This is a genomic window from Pseudoalteromonas sp. G5_S1_14_S5 (genome assembly GCF_054968605.1).
On record NZ_JBQKUM010000028.1, the window covers coordinates 41,796 to 59,694 of the forward strand.

Genomic DNA, 17,899 nt, shown 5'->3' on the forward strand with positions numbered 1-17,899 from the left:
ATATCTCATAATTTAATATTTGCATATATAGTTATAACCCAAACGTAATATCTATTGGCTACGTTATTCATTACACCCATCAGTAAGGATAACGTAAACAATGAAAAATCAATGGACTTGTTTGAGTGCATTACTCGCATCAGCTTCATTCTTAGCTACCCCTGCTATCGCCGATACCGACGTGTATCTGACCAATAACACCAACCAAGTAATGACGATTCAAGCGAGTCACCGTGGTACAGACCTCCTTAAATTTGGAGACGAATGGCAACAACACGTTGATCAAATTGGTCCATGGGAGACCAAAAAACTGATCAGCTTTAATCGCTGGACTGGTGTTAAATCAGGGGAAACTTATCAGTTTGATACTGTGGTTTCGAATGCTATTGGCGAAAGCATCATTCTCAATCAAACCATGAAGGGATACTGGTACAATTCTACGTTACAACATGGCTTAAGTGCTGCTGATATCAACCTAACGCTTCACAACGACCGTAATATCCACCGTAGTACAACCGATGCCTTTGACGTAAATACCGAGCTTGCACTGAAAGCCGATAACACCGCGCGCTACGATGATATTTATTACACCATCACTCCAGAAAAAATAGACGAACAGCCAGAGCCAGATGCGAATACACTAAAAGTCATGACATACAACATATGGGCGCTCCCTGTGATTGCTTCACACATTGGTGACCGTTATGACCTCATACCGCAGTATGTCAAAGGTTACGATGTACTCGCACTTCAAGAAGTCTTTGCTAACGGCCGAGCTGAATTCTTACGTGAACTGGCCAAAGAGTACCCTTACCAAACTAAGATGCTCAATAAAGATGGCATCAACATCTATGACGGCGGTGTAATTATTGTTAGCCGCTACCCTATCGTTAATGAAGCTCAGTATGTATTCCCCGACTGTACCGGCACTGATTGCTTTGCTGACAAGGGTGTGAACTACGCCGAGATAATCAAAAATGGTCAGGCTTACCATGTATTCGGTACTCACACTGCATCGTTCGACACGGACACCGCTCGTGACTACCGACAACGTCAATTCAAGCAAATACGCGCGTTGGCTCAATCTCTAGATATTCCAGCGTCAGAAACGGTCATTTACAGCGGCGACTTCAATGTAAACAAGCTTAAATTTCCTAGCGATTACCAAGAGATGTTTGCCAACCTTCAAGCGATTGAACCCCAGTATTCAGGCTATACGGAATCGACATTCGATCCACGTATAAATAACTTCGCCGGTGAGCCAATGTCTGGTGGAGAAAACGTTGAATATCTTGATTATGTCGTCGTCAGCTCTGAGTTCGCGGTTAAAACTCACAACAATAACCGTGTCGATGTGCCTCGCTCCACCAGCAGTGAACTCTGGAAACACTACAATCTCTCCGACCATTTCCCTGTTAGTGCAGTGATCAAGTAGCGCGGTAAAGTAAACATGCATCGCGTTATATTAATCATCATGCTCACCACATTGGTGGGCATGATTAGCTATTCATGGTCATCAAAAGAAACTGAAACTTCGCCTCCTATGGTAGAACACGGCAGCGTTTCTGATTCCACCGAAGATCGCCCGTTGACTGCTCATCACATCGCCGACAATCGAACAAACACTTCATACCCAACAGATGAGCCAGAATCTGTTAATCACATTGTTTTTGCAGAACAACTGTTAGATCTCGAGGGTAAAGCCTTGCTCAATGCTCTCGACCAATTTTGGCTCCAGTGCCAACAAGCTAGTAACTGCAGAGAACAACTCACTCTGTTACAAGATGAGTTACCGAGCGAATGGTTTGAATTACTCAACCACTACCCAACTCTCTCTGCAGAGTGGAAATCGGTAGAGAGCACCATGCCTCTCGAATCGATAGAGACCTTAAAAGAAAGGGTTCGAGTATTTGAGCGTTCTGCACAACAAGTATGGGGAGAACTTACTCACCAGCTATTTTCCGATCAGTTCGCACACTTAAACTTCACGCTTAGCGCTAGCTTGATCAAAGAAGTCGAAGCAACGGAGTTTGTTTTGTATTACCAAAACCTACTTATGGAATGGGAAGGCCAAGCCGAAATATTAAACGCAGATACCGCAGCCAAAAAATACGAACTCGCTATCTCGTTACTTCCGAGTAGCCTGAGTCCAACCGAGCTAGTCTCCATTAAAAGAGAACTGCAAGAGACCTATTTGGATGAATCACAAGCAAGCAACATTGTGGCTCGAGAGCAGCAAGTGGCGCAGCAACAACAAACGGTGGCAACTTATCACGAACAGTTCGCTCAATTTAAGTCGTCCTTAGATGTATTGCGATCCACCAGCCATAGGGACTGGAGTAGCCAAGAATGGAATAGCTACTATCAACAACAGATATCTGGCTTTCGGGAGAGCTTCTTTAAATAACGTCGTTCAACAAGATAGCCTCAAATCACTAGCCAACTAGCGAGAGAGCGGATCAGCTGAGGTCATCGCGAAACTGTGCTGGTGATTTATGAAGCCAGCCCTTAAATGCTCTTCTGAAATTGGCAGGATCATTGTAGCCAAGCCTTTCACCAACATCGTCAATACTCATGTTTGTAGCGAGCAGTAGCTCTTTGGCTAATTCGACTCGCACTTCTGTCAGTAACTGCTGATAACTCGTTTCGTAATTGCTCAGTTCGCGCCTAAGGGTACGAGAACTGCAGCCAAACAGCTCTGCCAATCGCTCTATGCTAGGGAAATGACCTGCGGTTTGATAAAAGATGGTTTTGATTTGGTTAGTAAGCAGATGCTCAGACTCCAACGTCTCGACAATCGACTGACAAGACCTGAGGTAACGTTTTAGAGTCGAGGCATCATGAGTCGGTAACACTTGAGATAAAACAGAGGCATCGAACCAGAGTTCACAAGCATTTTCCTCAAAAGTGACCTTACACTGAAAGCGCTTCTCATAAAGTTTTGCGTAATTTGGGCTGGGGTAAAGTAACGAGAGCGCTTCAATCGATAACGCTTCTCCGGTCAACTCCTTAAACAAAGCGACGATTGAACTAAGAAAGTACTCACTGCAGAAAGGAAGCAATTCACCTACCTCTAGCGTGTTGTCAATTTGTATCGCAGCGAATTCACCATCACGAATCAACTTTACAGAAAAGATAGGCCCGTTTAACCGCAGATATTTAAAGCCCGCTTTGATCGCCTCTTCAACACTTGGGCTGGTTGATAACGCATAACCTAACACCCCAAAATGACTCAAGCTCGCATGTTCCCCAAGCGACAAACCTAATCCCTCATTCGGGAAATTCTGATTCGCCATACGAAAGATAGACAATTTATCCCCGTATGTTAGCTTTCCATTTGGGTCTCTCCAATTTAAGCATTCCAACCCCGCACAACCTAGCAGTGTTTCAACGTTCACGCCTTTTTGCTCTAACGTATTGAGTAAAAGTGTGACATCTAAGGTACCTAACTGGTGCCGATGCTCCGTTGGCATGTACTCTGCGATAATTTCCAATCCAATCTCCCTCATCACTCATTGCACTTGGGTCACTGAGGTATTCCATAGTGTTCAAGTCGTGAATTGACGCGCACTCTTGTCCGAATATGACCTCCAAATTCTACTAAACTCACCGCACAATGGGATTAACTGTTAAATTAATGTGAAGCCTCGCAATGATAAACACACTTCCAGCCCCAGACTGCGTGATTAACTCCAATGGTCAACCAACCATCGGGCATTTCGATGGCATCCCAAAGCAACTAAACATAGAAAACTTCGATTATCGAAACGCCATGGACTCAAAAGCAAACCCTTGGCATAAACACTTCCACTACAAACAATTTCAGTTTGTAAGCTTAGTTACACAGACTCACATCATTGGTGTGGCTATTGCTGACATTCGTTACTTGAGTTCGGCATTTTGTTACGTATACAACATAGAGAGTAACCACTTAGAAGAGTCCAATTGGCTGCGACCTTTAGGGCTTGATAAGCAAATCACTCACTCCCCCTTTGAAGGTACGACAAAAATTGCAGGTCAAAGCATTATTTTCAATATCAAAGAAGGACAGTGGAACGTTGCAATCAATACCAAGCTCATTAATGCTGATTTTTGCTTGCTGCCAGCTCCCGATAGCTTATCTATGTCGATGTGCACACCAACTGGTTATTCAGGGTGGACCTACACCCAAAAACACAATGCACTCAAAGTAACTGGGACACTTGAGATAAACCAACATGAGGTCTCTCTTATCAATGCACGTGCTGGCTATGACTTTTCCGCTGGATACATGCGACGTGAAACCAGTTGGCGTTGGGCTAGCATCAATACGCTAGTCAATAACTCGAACATTGGCCTTAACCTCGCGGCCGGTGTCAATGAAACAGGAGGCTGTGAAAACGCACTGTGGATTAACGGGACCCGGCACTTACTTATTGATGCTCAGTTTACATTTAGCCGCCAAGACATACATTTACCTTGGCAGATAACCTCTTCTGATGGACGTATCAACCTGACTTTTACTCCCCTCAACCATCGCAGCGAGAAACTCAACCTATGGCTGTTAAAGAGTAATTTTCGCCAGTTCATCGGACACTTTTCTGGTTCAATCCAAGACAATGATGGCATCACGCACCAACTCGATCATGTACTTGGTTTAACGGAAGACCACTTTGCTCGTTGGTAACAAAACTCTCGTGGTGACTCAATCACAGACGATGAACTCGACACCTCAAGTATGACTTCTCAACAAGGATACAACATGAATATCGACGCATTAATCAATCATCCAGAATGGCTGCTGTTGGTACTGGCACCTTTATTCATGATTTGCATGCTGGCCGAGTATTTTATTGGTCAGAAGCAAGGCCGCTTACCAGAAAACTCCAGTTATAAGCTATCCGAGCTGATCTGTAATTTCACATTGGCAGGCATGCATCAGCTGTCGGATCTATTGACCGGGCTGCTGATCGTTCAGCTTTACCACTGGTTATTTGGTTGGCGTTTAATGGACATAGAGATGAGCATGTTGAGTTTCATGGTGCTCATGATTTTACAGGATTTTTTCTATTACTGGTTCCATCGAGCGAGTCATCGTGTTCGCTGGATGTGGGCCGCTCATGTCGCTCACCACAGCTCAGAAAGGATGAACTTTAGTACTGCATTTCGTCAAAGCTTAATGTACCCAATCGCGGGGATGTGGCTATTCTGGTTGCCTCTTGTCATCATAGGGTTCGACCCGGAGTGGGTTGTCTTTGTGGTGCTTTTAAACCTAGGTTTGCAGTTTTTTGTCCACACACAATGGGTTCGAAGCTTAGGGCCTCTTGAGTACCTCTTTAACACACCATCGCACCACCGAGTTCACCACGGCAGGAACCCGCAATACATCGATAAAAACTACGCTGGCGTTCTAATAATCTGGGATAAGCTATTTGGCACTTTCGAGCCAGAAGTGGAAACTGTACATTACGGCGTCACCAAACCAGTCAATAGCTTCAACCCTATCACGGTTACTTTCCAAGAATGGAGGCTAATATGGACAGACCTCAAGAATACGCAGCTATCCAAGATGGAGAAAATTAAGCTAATGCTTTCTCCACCTTCTGATTGACACCCTTAGTCTAGAAATAGAAAGCCCGCACAATGCGGGCCATCCATTGAGCTTATTTCCAACGCCACTGACTATCGTTGATATCAGCTCCCACCAACCAAGTGCGTTCATTCCATTTTAGTGAGTTTGCCAAGCCATTCTTGATCTGGCCATTATCCCACCGCCATTGTTGAGTCTCGTGATTTCGGCACGCCTCTAAGCTGATATCAATACCATTTTAGTCAAAACACATAGTTGGTGCGGCTTTGTTGATCAACTTGCCATCCGCATTCATTTTCTACTTTTGATTGTCACCATCGTGACAGCGCCAACCATAAATGACTAGACCTGATTTAGAACCATCGACCTCGGCATCTAAACATTTCAATCCATCTTCTGACTCATTAACAATGCCTCGCCATTCACCATCGGTGGCCGTGCCATTCGATGCTTCAAACAAAGCCTTCACTACCGGTGTCAGCGGTTGAGTACTTTGAGATGCTCTGCGAGCGTTGTCTTGCCAAGATTGAGGCACAGGCTGTGTAATGTCCCACTAACCTTCACCATCATAGTAAGACTTAGCCACTGATTGAGGAGCCGGTGTCCACAAGAAATCTGGATGCCGGTTCTGATACCATTCACCACCGATTGCATTGCCATTCTGATCAAGCTCCAAATCGTAATAATAAGTAGCGTTAGTAATACCATCGTAATGTGGCGAGTCACTGCGTCTATGGGTTGGGTGTGTCTCTACTACATAACTAACCACAATCTGAACGCCAACCACGCTTTGGGCGTTTGAAGAACGGTAACTAGATAATCTATCTCTATGATAATTACTCAGGTCAATGGTTACTGCGGCAGGTTATGAAGCGGTTTGGTTCGTTTGCGGACCAAAATAGGTCACCTTACAACCAACAACAGGTTGATTCCAAACTTGATAACCGTAGGTTGCATCCATGATTAGACTGCTTTTGGAAATACCCAGTTGATTTAGGATAGATAAGTGCCAACTGGCTGGGTTGGTATCCACACAATTTGGGTCGGCAACGCGACCATTTTTATATTTCGCTGGGTCTTTTATGTTACAGCGTCCACCGAAGATTCCCCCGTGCATGCCCGGGGTACTTACCGTGACAACGCTAAAGCGTTGACCAAAATTACAAACAGCTTACGCTGTAATTTTGGAATGGGCATTCATCCACGGGTAAACCCGTGGTTTTCTGTATTCACAGAACAAACAAGCCATGAAACTCACCTACATCTACTCTCAGCGTTGGCGTGTTGAGGATTACCACAAAGCGTGGAAACTGGTGCTGAGCGTCAACGCATGACTGAACCGGAAAACCTTGAGCGCATGGTGTCAATTTTAGCCTTTGTCGGCGTGCGGCAGATGCAACTGCGAGAAAGCTTGACGCTTGCAGTACAGCTCAAGGCTCGTGGAAACATAGAACAAGCTGAGGCGATAAAATCACAGCCATGTACAAACGTACTTACTGATGATGAATGGCGCATCCTCTGGCTCAATGCCAACAAGCGCGGCGGACGTTACTCTAAAACGCTCTACAATGAAATTCCGACGCTCAAGTGGGCATACCAGACCATTGGCAGGCTAGGTGGTTTTTATGACTCCAAGCGTACAGGCATCGATAGTTGGGCAACTATGTGGCTGGGCTGGGACAAGCTACAAGATATGCTTAGCGGCTACTATCTAAGCAAGGAAACAGCAGCATTGATGGATTTTTAAGCTGAAATATGATCAAGAGATAGCTCATTGACTTGATAAAATTTTTCTTACTATTTTGTTATACCACAATCAAGATTGACCGTAATACGCACCCGATCCGTGCTTACGAAGGTAATGTTTATCCAATAACGTCTGCTGCATTGGACCAAGATTTGGCGACAACTGTCGTGAAAAGAGCCCCATATAGGCCACCTCTTCGAGCACCACAGCATTGTGGACGGCGGTCGATGCATCTTTTCCCCACACAAAAGGCGCATGAGCGTTCACTAATACAGCTGGCATTTGATTAGGGTCAATGCGACGTTTAGTGAAAGTTTCGACGATCACTTCACCGGTTTCCCACTCGTACTCATTTTGTATTTCTTCGGTCGACATAGGGCGTGTGCAAGGAATAGCACCGTAAAAATAATCGGCATGCGTGGTACCCCAAGCAGGAATATCCAACCCCACCTGTGACCAGATGGTAGCATGTCGAGAATGCGTATGCACAATAGCCCCTATCTCAGTGAAAGCACGATATAAGCACAAATGAGTTGGCGTATCCGATGAGGGTTTCTTGTCCCCGTCTACCACCTTGCCCGTTTCGAGATCCAGTACGACAATGTCATTGGCCTGCATCACATCGTACTCAACCCCAGAGGGTTTAATAGCAATTACACCTCGTTCGCGATCTACGGCACTGACATTGCCCCAAGTGAATGTCACTAGTCCATGTTTTGGTAGCGCTAGGTTAGCCTCAAGAACCTCCTCTTTGAGTTGCTTATACATGCCAGCCCCCTTGCTCCATTTTATTCTCAATCCAACGACGGGCATTGATTAGCTCTGCCACAGGCTCTTCTGCTTTCTCTGTCCACATTTCAATTAAAAAACTACCTCGGTAATTCAATGTCTTTAGTGTTTTAAATACATTTACAAAGTCAACACAACCTTCACCAAATGGTACATCTCTGAATTGGCCCTTGCACGTCTCTGTGACCGCATAAGTGTCTTTTAGGTGCAAGGATGCAATTTGGTTTATACCCAATGTTAACTCGGCGGTGACGTCGTTGCCCCACGCAGATAAGTTGCCGACATCTGGGTACACAGTAAACCAAGGCGAGTCGATCTTTTCCTGCCATGCTTTCCATTTAGTAATCGAATTGATAAATGGCGTATCCATGATTTCAACGGCCAGCATCACCTGAGATTTTGCTGCTAAATCAACGGCCCAATTCAGGCCATCTTCAAAACGCGCAAGTGTACCTTCATCCTGCGTCTCGTAATACACATCATAACCAGCCAATTGGATCGTTCGAATGCCGAGATCCTGAGCCAATGTAATGGCTTTCTCCATAATCGAGTATGCGCGCTCACGAGTCGCAGCATCATGGCTGCCAAAAGGAAATCGGCGATGTCCCGACAAACACATCGATGGCACACGAATACCGGTTTCAATGGTAGCGTTAACGAGAGATTTACGCTCATCCTTAGACCAATCCAATCTGGCCAACCTCTCATCGGTTTCATCTACAGACATCTCAACAAAGTCGAAGCCGCAGGACTTAGCCAGTGCAAGCCTCTCAGACCAACTTAGATGCTTGGGCAATGCCTTCTCATAAATACCAATAGGATGGGTGCGTGAAGCGTCAATGTATGTCATTCTTTGTTTCCCCAAAGTGAAGTTAATGATTCTTTAAATGAAGTCGCGGCTTGTTGTTGATCAGGCGCATCGAGCAATGCTCTACCTGCGATAAAGGTATCAATGGGTAAATGGGTAAACATGGGTAACGTATCTTGGGTGATCCCCCCCGTTACCGACATTTTGAATCCCATATCACACATGCGCTCTAACCAATCAAGATCTTGTTGTGACCATGATTGGCCTTTGGCCTGGGCGTCTCTTCCTCGGTGATAAATCGCTTGAGATACCCCAATCTTGCGCCACTCCTTCGCTTGGTCGAACGTCCAATCACCAAATAATTCGATTTGAATATCGCCTCCGTATTTGTTGGCGACTTGTAAAGCACTCTCCATCGTTGCAATGGGCGCGGCACATATGACCGTGAGTAACGATCCACCTGAACTGAACGCCATTTCACCCAGGTCGTTGCCAGCATCGGCAAGCTTCATATCCACTACGAGCGGCTTAGTGGGATGCTGAGAGCGTAATGCGCGTACGACAGACATTCCTTCGGCAAAACAAATTAGGGTGCCAGCTTCCAATACATCGACGAATGGAGCTAACGTCTGCGCCGCTTGGAGTGCTTGCACTTCAGTTGTCACATCCAGAGCGACCTGCAATTTTGGGATCATAACTCTTTCTCCAGTTTTGATTAATCAGAAGATACTTTGCTCAATGCGTTTTCAAGCTGGCTCAGAGATTCGACGTATAGGCGATACTTTTGCTTTTTCACTTGATACGCAGCGAATGCGTCTTGGTCAGGTAAAATCTTATCGTGGTCGATACTCATGCCATCCATAGCCTCGGTCACTGAGTCATAAACACCACTACCAACCATGGCGACGACTGCGGCGCCTAAGCAACCCGTCTCTTCTATTTTGGGTAGTACAAGAGGAAGCCCACTGGCATCAGCTAAAATTTGCATCCATTCTTTCGACCGTGCAGGCCCACCACACACGACGAGGTATTCAAGGTTAGGATATAGAAGGCGAACATGGTCAAGGTGATACAAGTGGCTAAACACAACCCCTTCATAAACGGCCTGATATATTTGCGCTTTGGTATGAAGAGATTGCACGCCATACAAACCGCTCTTAACACCTAAGCCAGCGTTTGAACCATACAAAAATGGTGCGAACAACACAGACGAACTTGCTTTAGGTAACTCACTAATGGAACGATTTATTTCTGCGAAGTCTTGGTCGGCAAAGAGCTCTGTAAACCACTCCAAATTACCAGAAGATGTTGGACTCGCATCGTGAGTAATGTATTGAGCTTTTTGCGCGTGGTGCCCGAACACATGCGGCTTATCGTAAGGTTCATTGATCTCGTGCACGCGATCCATAACGCCCGTTGTTACCGACCAGGTTCCCATCGTTAAATTTAATGCTCGCGAATCTCGAACACCAGAGCAAATGGTAGTTGAAACCACATCAAACACCCCACCAACGACTGGCGTCCCGACTTGAAGACCGGTCAATTTCGAAGCAGCTACATTTACTACACCCGCTACTTTCGTGGCCCCGATGATGGGGGGAAGTGCATCAAATATTTCAGGGATGCCCAGCAACTCGGCTAATTCGTAGTCGTATTGTTCTGTTTCGAAGTTGTAGAGATTCGATTCAGATATATTGGTAATTTCGCAGTGTTTTTCTCCTGTCAGGCACCATCTGAGATAATCGTGACTCATAAGGACCGTGCCGATCTGATTGTATTGCTCAGGTAACGTTTCTTTGAACCATCTCAGAATAGACACTGGGTGTCCCGTCCATAGGGTTTGTCTGGTTTTGGGATGGATCGCTTGCGGTATACCCTCTTGCTGCCATCTTTTGACCACATCGATCGCTCGTTGGTCTGCAGAAAGTACAGCGCGCGCCATGGGTTTATCTTGCTTATCTAGCAAAAATGCCCCTTTACCTTGCGCGGAAATTCCGACACCTTTGATAAGTGCAGGGTCGACTTGAGTTTCCTCGATAGCCTGCTTGATAACGGCGCAAGTAGAAGCCCAAAGCTGCGCCGTATCTCTCTCAACCCAACCCGAGTGCTCAGAAATAAGTTCGAGAGAGCAACGAGATACGCCAATTTCCTGCCCCGTTAGATCGTAGATACCCGCTTTTAAATACGTTCCTCCACAATCAATGCCTATCCAATAATTCATGATCCATTACCCACATGCTTTATCAATAACCGTTTTAGCGTAATGCTTCGGTGGCGTTTTAACGCTTTTGTCAGCATTAAATTAGCGCGAAACCGATGGTGCACAAGCAGGTCGCAACGATAAAATTTAATCACGCATCGCTGACTTTTCTATCAAACGAAGACCTTACAATTCCAAAAAACGGATATAGTTTGGCGCTGGAACCTCAATGATTTCATCAGTCACCGTGATCAAACCCGTTTCCACGTCCCTACAATATACAATCACAGTACCAGTATCTTGGTTTGAGATAATAGCCGCCTTGCCACAAGGAGAAATCGCAAAGTGACGAGGGAACTTTCCGTTCGTTGAAGTAATGTCAATTCGCTTTAACTTACCATCTTCCAGTACTTTAAATACTGCAATTGAGTTATCGCCCCGATTGGATACATAAAGAAACTTTGCATCCGGAGATAACTTTATCTCTGACACATAACTAATTTGGTCGTGATTATCCAATGTAGATTCATATTGAATAGGGATCAGACGGGGTTTAACTGCTGAAGGATCAGAGCTGTCTAAGTGAGCGACGCAAACCGTGTTGAACAATTCATTCGATACATAACAAATATCCAAATCGGGGTGCATTGCCATGTGTCTTGGGCCAGAACCAGGTTCGAACTCAATCCAAGTGTCTCTTGCTAGCGAGCGAGTTTCTGGGTCCCAACGGTACTGGAATACCGCGTTCTCTCCGAGATCAGGTATAAATACCCACTCATGCCAAAAATGCGCGCAGTGTGCGTGTGGACCAACTTGTCTGTTACTCCAATGGTCTTCACGATCTTGCACTTGGCGCCATTCTGACTCAGGTCGGTAATACTGTTTGAAAGTTTGCAGAACTTCTCCAAGACGGCCGTGACCATCTACGTCAACAACGTCAATGATGGCATCCCAGTAGTTAATGACAATCGCAGCGTCATTATTTGGCGAAAAAGATAAGTAACAAGTTGACTTGCCGTTCGCCTGAAAAGAGGATAGTTCAGTCAAACTACCATCGGCTTGAACTTCATATTGTACGATAGTGCCGTTTTCTCTGATCGTTTCCAAAATAGCGTACAAATACTTCTTATCCGTACCGGGAATCAGCACAGCAGGATTAAGCGACGTTACAGAGCTATTGACGACAAGCTGTCCATTTTTGGTCAACGTGGCACAGTACATACCCTGACCTGGTTTAGGAGAGTATGGTTGGTGAGCCAGCGCATCAATATCACTGTATGTTCCAATCACTAATTGATAGCCTTTATCTAAATTCATGTGTATACCTAAGTAGCTGTAAAAAAATGGATCTATTAACCTTTAACCGCACCTGCAGTCATGCCAGTGATGATTTGTTTTGACGCGATAAAAGTGAAAATCATCGGCGGTACCGCCAACAACATACCCGTTGACATAATGACACCCCAGTCAATATCGTATTCCGTTAAAGAATTAACGATGGTTACTGGTACAGTTCTGGTATCACGCCCTAATAATGCGTTAGCCAACAGGAACTCGTTCCATGCGATTCTGAATGTAAAGATTGCGGCAGCAGCTAATCCAGGCTTAATGATGGGGAGCACGACTAAGAAGAAAATTTGCATCGGCCTCGCGCCATCAACTTTGGCCGCTTCTTCTAGAGGCAGTGGGACTTGTGCGATAAAGCTCTGTAATATCCATATGACAAAAGGTAGGTTCATCGCGACGTAAAGCAAAATTATCCCACTAAAGGTCCCATCCAAACCGTAGTCAAAAGTCCAAATACCGAACACAGGTACTAACAACACCGCTGGTGGGACCATACGCATCATCAATGTCGTCAAAGATACAGTGCTTTTACCCATAAATTGAAAGCGAACTAACGCATACGCAGCCATACAACCTATAGTTAAAGTGATGATAGTCGACACGGTCGCTATGAAAATCGAGTTCCCAAGAGATCGAGTAAACGTTGGACTGCAAAAATCGACGTGTTCAGGTGTGTACCACAACACATCACACAAAACAGTCTCATAGTTTTTCAATGTGGGTGTGAAGAACAGGCTGCTTGTGTCACTCAAAATATCCACATTCAATTTTAGTGACGTCGTCAACATCAACAATATCGGACCGAGCGACATGACAATTAGCGCCGCGATCAACGCGTAGAACGCTGGATTTTGTTTATTTTCCTTTGAGTTGCTCATTCTTCTTCATCCTTTTTAACAATCGCCAGCTTCTCGATTCGTTTTTCATTTATCCGGTTGTAAATGAACATAGTTAGGGTCAGTATCATCAGCACCACAAGCAGCATATTTGACATGGCCGCGGCCTCTCCAAGCTCTCTAAAATCAGAAGCTGTACGAGAGATCCTGAGAGATAAAATTTCAGTAGATAGACCAGGACCGCCGTTGGTCATAACCAAAATGACCTCAAGTACCTTGAATGCATCAATCAAGCGAAGCAACAGGGTTACGATGAGTACCGGCATCATCAGAGGTATCTTGATGTAAAAGATCTGTTGCCATTGCGTCGCACCATCTATTCTGGCCGCCTCTAGGGTTGATTTAGGCAATGATTGCAAGGCAGCAAGTGAGAGGATGAAAATAAAGGGTGTCCACTGCCACACGTCTGCAATTATGATCGACGTTAATGCCCAGTCTGCATCAGATAACCAAGGAATGAACTCAAAACCCAACGCGTTTAACGTGCGATTGAAAATACCGATCGTCGGGTGGTACATGTAACGCCACATTAATCCAACAACAATGGGAGCAATCATCATTGGTAAAATAAATATCGTCCTTAGTAGGGACATTCCGCGAATGTTTCTATCAAGCAACAATGCTAGACCTACACCAAGTACAACTTCTAGAAATACGATAACAGCAGCGAATTTCAGAGTAACCCCGAGAGATTCAAGGAATGCATCATCTTGAAACAAGTTAAGATAATTTTTTAAACCGACCCAATCAGCTTCACTAATTAATTGGCTCGGGTTCCAATCTAGGAAACTAGCATACATCATATATAAAATTGGATAGAGAAGACCAAATATTAAAAAAATGCAGGCAGGAGCCAAGAACACATACGGAGTCATGCGATTAATATTAATATCTTTCATTTAAAACACCGCTTTATACAGAGTTGTAGTGAATTCGCCCTAAACATCAGGGCGAAATGGATTCCCATTTAACTCAAATTATTATCAGAAGTTAATTACTTATCTTCCCAAGAATAATACCCAGCTTCTGCCATTATTTTCTCTGCTCGTTCGGCAACGCCATCTAGCGCTTCTTGAACATCAAGTCCCTCAGTCAATACTTTCGATAAGCTAGTACCTAAGTCAGCATTAATTTTACCCCATACCGGGATAATTGGGCGCCAATCTGGATCTGCGTCTTTAAGTGCTTCACCAAATACTGTCATGTGAGGGAATTTCGCGTTCACATCTTTATCAAAGTGCGTAGAGTAACGAGAAGGGTTTCCGCCTGCTAAAGCAACGAGTTTGTCAGCTTTCTTAGACGTTAACCACTGCATGAGCAAGAATGCCGCATCTTTGTTTTGTGCATTTTTTGGAATACCAATACCGAAACCACCAGTTTGTGACCCCTTGCGCACGCCCATAGGGTGTGGCGCCCAGCCGATTTTACCAACAACTTTAGACTTGCTTGGATCGTTCACCTGACCAGCGAAAACAGTCGAGTCTAAGAACATTGCAGACTGACCTTGTAGGAAGGAAGTGCCCGCCTCAGCGAAACCAAATGTCTTCGAACCTTCAACACCACAATCTACAATAGTTTTCAATGCGTTTGCAGCTTCAACACCTTGAGCATTGTTAACAATTGGTTTCCATTGTTCATCAAAAATGCGGCCACCCAGAGGTGCTAGATGTAAAAGAAATGCATGTGAAGCGTGGTGACCTGACGCCGCACGTGACGCTAAACCACCCATACCAGGTTCAAGTTTAGGGATTTCACAAGCTAGCGATAATAACTCTTTGTAATTGGTCGGTACTTCTAAATCGTGTTTTTCAAAAATATCTTTCCTGTACCCTAAGATTGAGGTTTCAGAGCCGTAAGGTAGACCGAACAACGAGCCAGTTGGGCCTTTAAGGTAGCCTTTTTTACCACCAGCAACACCAATGTTTGCGACATATCCATCAATCAGGTCCTCTGCGTCAAAGTTTGGGTCTGCCAACTTGGGATTCATAAAGTATTTGGCTAGATTTTCCAGCTGGTCAGCGTAAACGTAATCAGCTTTTGAGAAAACGACGTACGCGATTAGGTCATAATCACCTTTGCTCTTTGTTAATTCTAGAGTTTGCTTCTCGCGCATTCTCATATATTGAAGTTGGTCAACTTCAACTTTAATCCCAGTTTCCTTAGTAAACTCAGGTAAAATTTTCATCACGGCATTATAGTGAGGGTGTGCAGGGAAATTAACTACTAACGTAGTATCTTTATAATCATCATATGGGCTTGCATACGAGAAAGTTGCTGCTGTACTCAGCGCTATCGCTGTGATCGTCGACTTTGTAAATACTTTTTTAATGTTCATACCATTTTGCCTCCTAAGAGAAAGTGAATGAGTTAGATATCTTTTTTGCTTTTGTTTCAATATTTTTTAATTTTTTAGTGATTTCCTATACTTAATAAATAGCTTCTTCCGTTTGTTTATGAAAAATATAAATATCGTCAGTCTCTACATGAAAACTAACGGTATCTCCTTCGTTATATTCATTGATTGAGTCCACTTCAACCATGAATCTTTTACCTTGAATTTCCGAAATTAAGACTATTTGATTGCCTATGTATTCCGTCACATTAATTGTGAATGTGACAATATTATTTACTTGTTCAGGATTAGAGGCGGTCAATGCCGAGGGACGAATTCCAACTGTAATCTCACCAGATACCGGTAAATTTGAAGTACTTTCTAATTGTGGTAATTCAAGCTTACAATCCGCGCCTACGGCGTATATCTTGTCTTCTAAATGTTCGAGATGCATATCTAGGAAATTCATCGGCGGCATCCCCATGAAGCCCGCTACAAACTTATTGCTCGGTCTTTGAAAAAGCTCTCGTGGCGTCCCGTGTTGCTGGATATAGCCGTCTTTCATCACAACGATTCGATCGGCAAGTGTCATCGCTTCGATCTGGTCGTGAGTCACATAGATGATGTTTTTCTTTATGTTTTTACTCATCATTGCGAGCTCAGCACGCATTTGGCCACGCAGTTTCGCATCGAGGTTTGATAAAGGCTCGTCCATCAGCAAGGTCGAAGAGTTTCTAACCAACGCTCGACCCATCGCAACTCGCTGCCGCTGTCCGCCGGACAGCTCTGCTGGTTTTCTGCGCAAATATTCGGTAAGACCAAGCATTTCTGCGGCCTCCGCCACCCGCTTCTCAATATCGTCTTTGGGATGTTTAGCCAAGCGCAACGCAAAAGACATGTTTTTGTATACATCCATGTGTGGGTAAAGAGCATAGTCTTGGAACACCATGGCAATGTCGCGGTCAATCGGTTCTAGGTCCGAGATCGGGAGATCATCCATTTTGATTTCGCCATCACTTACCGTTTCTAGCCCAGCGATCATTCTTAGCGTCGTGGACTTACCACAGCCCGACGGACCCACAAACACCGTAAACTCATTGTCTTCCATTACCAAGTCTATCTGGTGAATCACTTCGGTAGAGTTATATCTTTTTGTTAGCTTATTTAAAGTAATTACAGGCATGATCGGCTACTCACTATCCTTGTTTTGCATGATAAGTGTCGACTTAAAGATGCTATCTATGTGTCCCAATATGGAACGTTCAGCTGCATCAGGGTCATGGTTTTTAAGCGACCTAAGAATTTGGTAATGCTCGCGAATACTTCTAACGGTCGATTTTTCTTCAGCCAACGCAGCTGTGCGATGCTCTAATGCGTAGGAGTAAACATCGATAGCAATCTTAGAAAGTAACTCGTTACGACACGATTGATAGATAATCGTATGAAACTCCTTATCAGATACCTGAAATGCCACGTGGTTATCGAGTACGGACTCTTGGTACTCGACCAAAGATGTCAGCTTTTCAAGATCCTCATCTTTGATATTTATCGCTGCGGAACGCAGTATCGCTCGTTCGATTACTTTTCTAGTTTCCACAACAGTCAACGCATCAAAGCTTTGAATATCATCCACCAACAAATTTGATTGAATAATTTTGATGGCCCCCTCGGCCACAACAGCTTTCCTACCCCGCGAAACAGTTATTAAATCTCGTTCGCTAAGGATACTTAACGCCCCGCGTATCGTTTCTCGGCTTACGTCATATGACTTAGCCAACTCACGTTCCGACGGCAAGGCCTCTCCCTCAACAATCATCTGCGACGCAATCAAGTCGCTGAGCTTGTCGGCTATTTGAGCCTTCAGCGTAATCCTAGATACATCAGTACTGTATTCAGGCGATTCCTTAAAGTCTTTGGGCATAGTATTTTCATCCTCGCTAGGTAACTATCCACCCTCAAAATGGTATAAAATACATACCAGAATTTTAGTTCCGCGATAGAAATATTGATACTCCTATCAATTATAGGTTAGATTATGCTCAACTTGAGCAATTTTCAAACAAATATTTGTGATTTTTTCCGATTTTAATTTGAGCCCCTTAAAAAACTCATTTTAAAAAAGCCAAAATTCTTAAAATTGGTATTAAAAACATACCAAAAAAAGGCTCATCACGGCTTTCCCGGGAAAGCCGCTTTTATCTTCAAGAAGAG

The 17,899-nt window shown here is 44.4% G+C and carries 17 protein-coding genes and 1 pseudogene; 5 read left to right on the forward strand and 13 right to left on the reverse strand.

Annotated elements, in window-relative coordinates; translation table 11 throughout:
* Positions 1 to 100 precede the first annotated feature (100 nt).
* Positions 101 to 1,435, forward strand: coding sequence for a sphingomyelin phosphodiesterase (locus ACTRWI_RS10420; protein ID WP_499131132.1), 1,335 nt, complete (start codon positions 101 to 103; stop codon positions 1,433 to 1,435).
* 15 nt (positions 1,436 to 1,450) lie between these two features.
* Positions 1,451 to 2,407, forward strand: coding sequence for a hypothetical protein (locus ACTRWI_RS10425; RefSeq protein ID WP_499131134.1), 957 nt, complete (start codon positions 1,451 to 1,453; stop codon positions 2,405 to 2,407).
* Positions 2,408 to 2,459: 52 nt separating this feature from the next.
* Here the strand turns inward: ACTRWI_RS10425 and ACTRWI_RS10430 are convergent, their stop codons facing one another.
* Positions 2,460 to 3,494: an AraC family transcriptional regulator gene (locus tag ACTRWI_RS10430; RefSeq protein WP_499131135.1), complete on the reverse strand. Its 1,035-nt coding sequence runs from the start codon at positions 3,492 to 3,494 to the stop codon at positions 2,460 to 2,462.
* 158 nt (positions 3,495 to 3,652) lie between these two features.
* Here ACTRWI_RS10430 and ACTRWI_RS10435 point away from each other — a divergent pair, with 158 nt between their 5' ends.
* Together ACTRWI_RS10435 and ACTRWI_RS10440 are read left to right on the forward strand one after the other, a co-directional pair.
* The gene (locus tag ACTRWI_RS10435) at positions 3,653 to 4,666 is read left to right on the forward strand and encodes a DUF2804 domain-containing protein (RefSeq protein WP_499131136.1); all 1,014 of its coding nucleotides are present in this window, start codon (positions 3,653 to 3,655) and stop codon (positions 4,664 to 4,666) included.
* Positions 4,667 to 4,741: 75 nt separating this feature from the next.
* Positions 4,742 to 5,590, forward strand: coding sequence for a sterol desaturase family protein (locus ACTRWI_RS10440; RefSeq protein ID WP_499131137.1), 849 nt, complete (start codon positions 4,742 to 4,744; stop codon positions 5,588 to 5,590).
* Positions 5,591 to 5,867: 277 nt separating this feature from the next.
* Here the strand turns inward: ACTRWI_RS10440 and ACTRWI_RS10445 are convergent, their stop codons facing one another.
* Both ACTRWI_RS10445 and ACTRWI_RS10450 read right to left on the reverse strand, forming a co-directional pair.
* Positions 5,868 to 6,104, reverse strand: a complete 237-nt coding sequence (locus ACTRWI_RS10445; RefSeq protein WP_499131138.1) for a ricin-type beta-trefoil lectin domain protein — start codon at positions 6,102 to 6,104, stop codon at positions 5,868 to 5,870.
* An 18-nt stretch (positions 6,105 to 6,122) separates the two neighbouring features.
* A pseudogene (locus tag ACTRWI_RS10450) lies at positions 6,123 to 6,686 on the reverse strand (hypothetical protein).
* A 186-nt stretch (positions 6,687 to 6,872) separates the two neighbouring features.
* Between ACTRWI_RS10450 and ACTRWI_RS10455 the strand changes: the two are divergent.
* On the forward strand, positions 6,873 to 7,316 hold the full coding sequence (locus tag ACTRWI_RS10455; RefSeq protein ID WP_499131140.1) for a hypothetical protein: 444 nt from the start codon (positions 6,873 to 6,875) through the stop codon (positions 7,314 to 7,316).
* 69 nt (positions 7,317 to 7,385) lie between these two features.
* Here the strand turns inward: ACTRWI_RS10455 and araD are convergent, their stop codons facing one another.
* The 10 genes from araD to ACTRWI_RS10505 form a co-directional block, all read right to left on the reverse strand.
* Complete coding sequence (gene araD / locus ACTRWI_RS10460) at positions 7,386 to 8,084, reverse strand: L-ribulose-5-phosphate 4-epimerase (protein ID WP_499131141.1); 699 nt, start codon at positions 8,082 to 8,084, stop codon at positions 7,386 to 7,388.
* Positions 8,077 to 8,955, reverse strand: coding sequence for an L-ribulose-5-phosphate 3-epimerase (locus ACTRWI_RS10465; protein WP_499131142.1), 879 nt, complete (start codon positions 8,953 to 8,955; stop codon positions 8,077 to 8,079). Before ACTRWI_RS10465 ends, araD begins: the two co-directional genes overlap by 8 nt.
* Positions 8,952 to 9,608, reverse strand: a complete 657-nt coding sequence (locus ACTRWI_RS10470) for a 3-dehydro-L-gulonate-6-phosphate decarboxylase (protein ID WP_499131143.1) — start codon at positions 9,606 to 9,608, stop codon at positions 8,952 to 8,954. Before ACTRWI_RS10470 ends, ACTRWI_RS10465 begins: the two co-directional genes overlap by 4 nt.
* 20 nt (positions 9,609 to 9,628) lie before the next feature.
* Positions 9,629 to 11,134 (reverse strand): FGGY-family carbohydrate kinase, encoded by a 1,506-nt coding sequence (locus ACTRWI_RS10475; RefSeq protein ID WP_499131144.1) that lies wholly within the window; start codon positions 11,132 to 11,134, stop codon positions 9,629 to 9,631.
* Between the two features lie 165 nt (positions 11,135 to 11,299).
* Positions 11,300 to 12,430 (reverse strand): lactonase family protein, encoded by a 1,131-nt coding sequence (locus tag ACTRWI_RS10480; protein WP_499131145.1) that lies wholly within the window; start codon positions 12,428 to 12,430, stop codon positions 11,300 to 11,302.
* 35 nt (positions 12,431 to 12,465) lie between these two features.
* Positions 12,466 to 13,338 (reverse strand): carbohydrate ABC transporter permease, encoded by an 873-nt coding sequence (locus ACTRWI_RS10485; protein ID WP_499131146.1) that lies wholly within the window; start codon positions 13,336 to 13,338, stop codon positions 12,466 to 12,468.
* Positions 13,335 to 14,255 (reverse strand): carbohydrate ABC transporter permease, encoded by a 921-nt coding sequence (locus tag ACTRWI_RS10490; RefSeq protein WP_499131148.1) that lies wholly within the window; start codon positions 14,253 to 14,255, stop codon positions 13,335 to 13,337. Before ACTRWI_RS10490 ends, ACTRWI_RS10485 begins: the two co-directional genes overlap by 4 nt.
* Before the next feature lie 95 nt (positions 14,256 to 14,350).
* Positions 14,351 to 15,691 carry an extracellular solute-binding protein gene (locus tag ACTRWI_RS10495; protein ID WP_499131149.1) on the reverse strand — a complete coding sequence of 447 codons (1,341 nt, stop codon included), beginning with the start codon at positions 15,689 to 15,691 and terminating at the stop codon, positions 14,351 to 14,353.
* A gap of 91 nt (positions 15,692 to 15,782) precedes the next feature.
* Positions 15,783 to 16,871: an ABC transporter ATP-binding protein gene (locus ACTRWI_RS10500; RefSeq protein ID WP_499131151.1), complete on the reverse strand. Its 1,089-nt coding sequence runs from the start codon at positions 16,869 to 16,871 to the stop codon at positions 15,783 to 15,785.
* A gap of 6 nt (positions 16,872 to 16,877) precedes the next feature.
* Positions 16,878 to 17,609, reverse strand: a complete 732-nt coding sequence (locus tag ACTRWI_RS10505) for a FadR/GntR family transcriptional regulator (protein WP_499131152.1) — start codon at positions 17,607 to 17,609, stop codon at positions 16,878 to 16,880.
* Positions 17,610 to 17,899 lie beyond the last annotated feature (290 nt).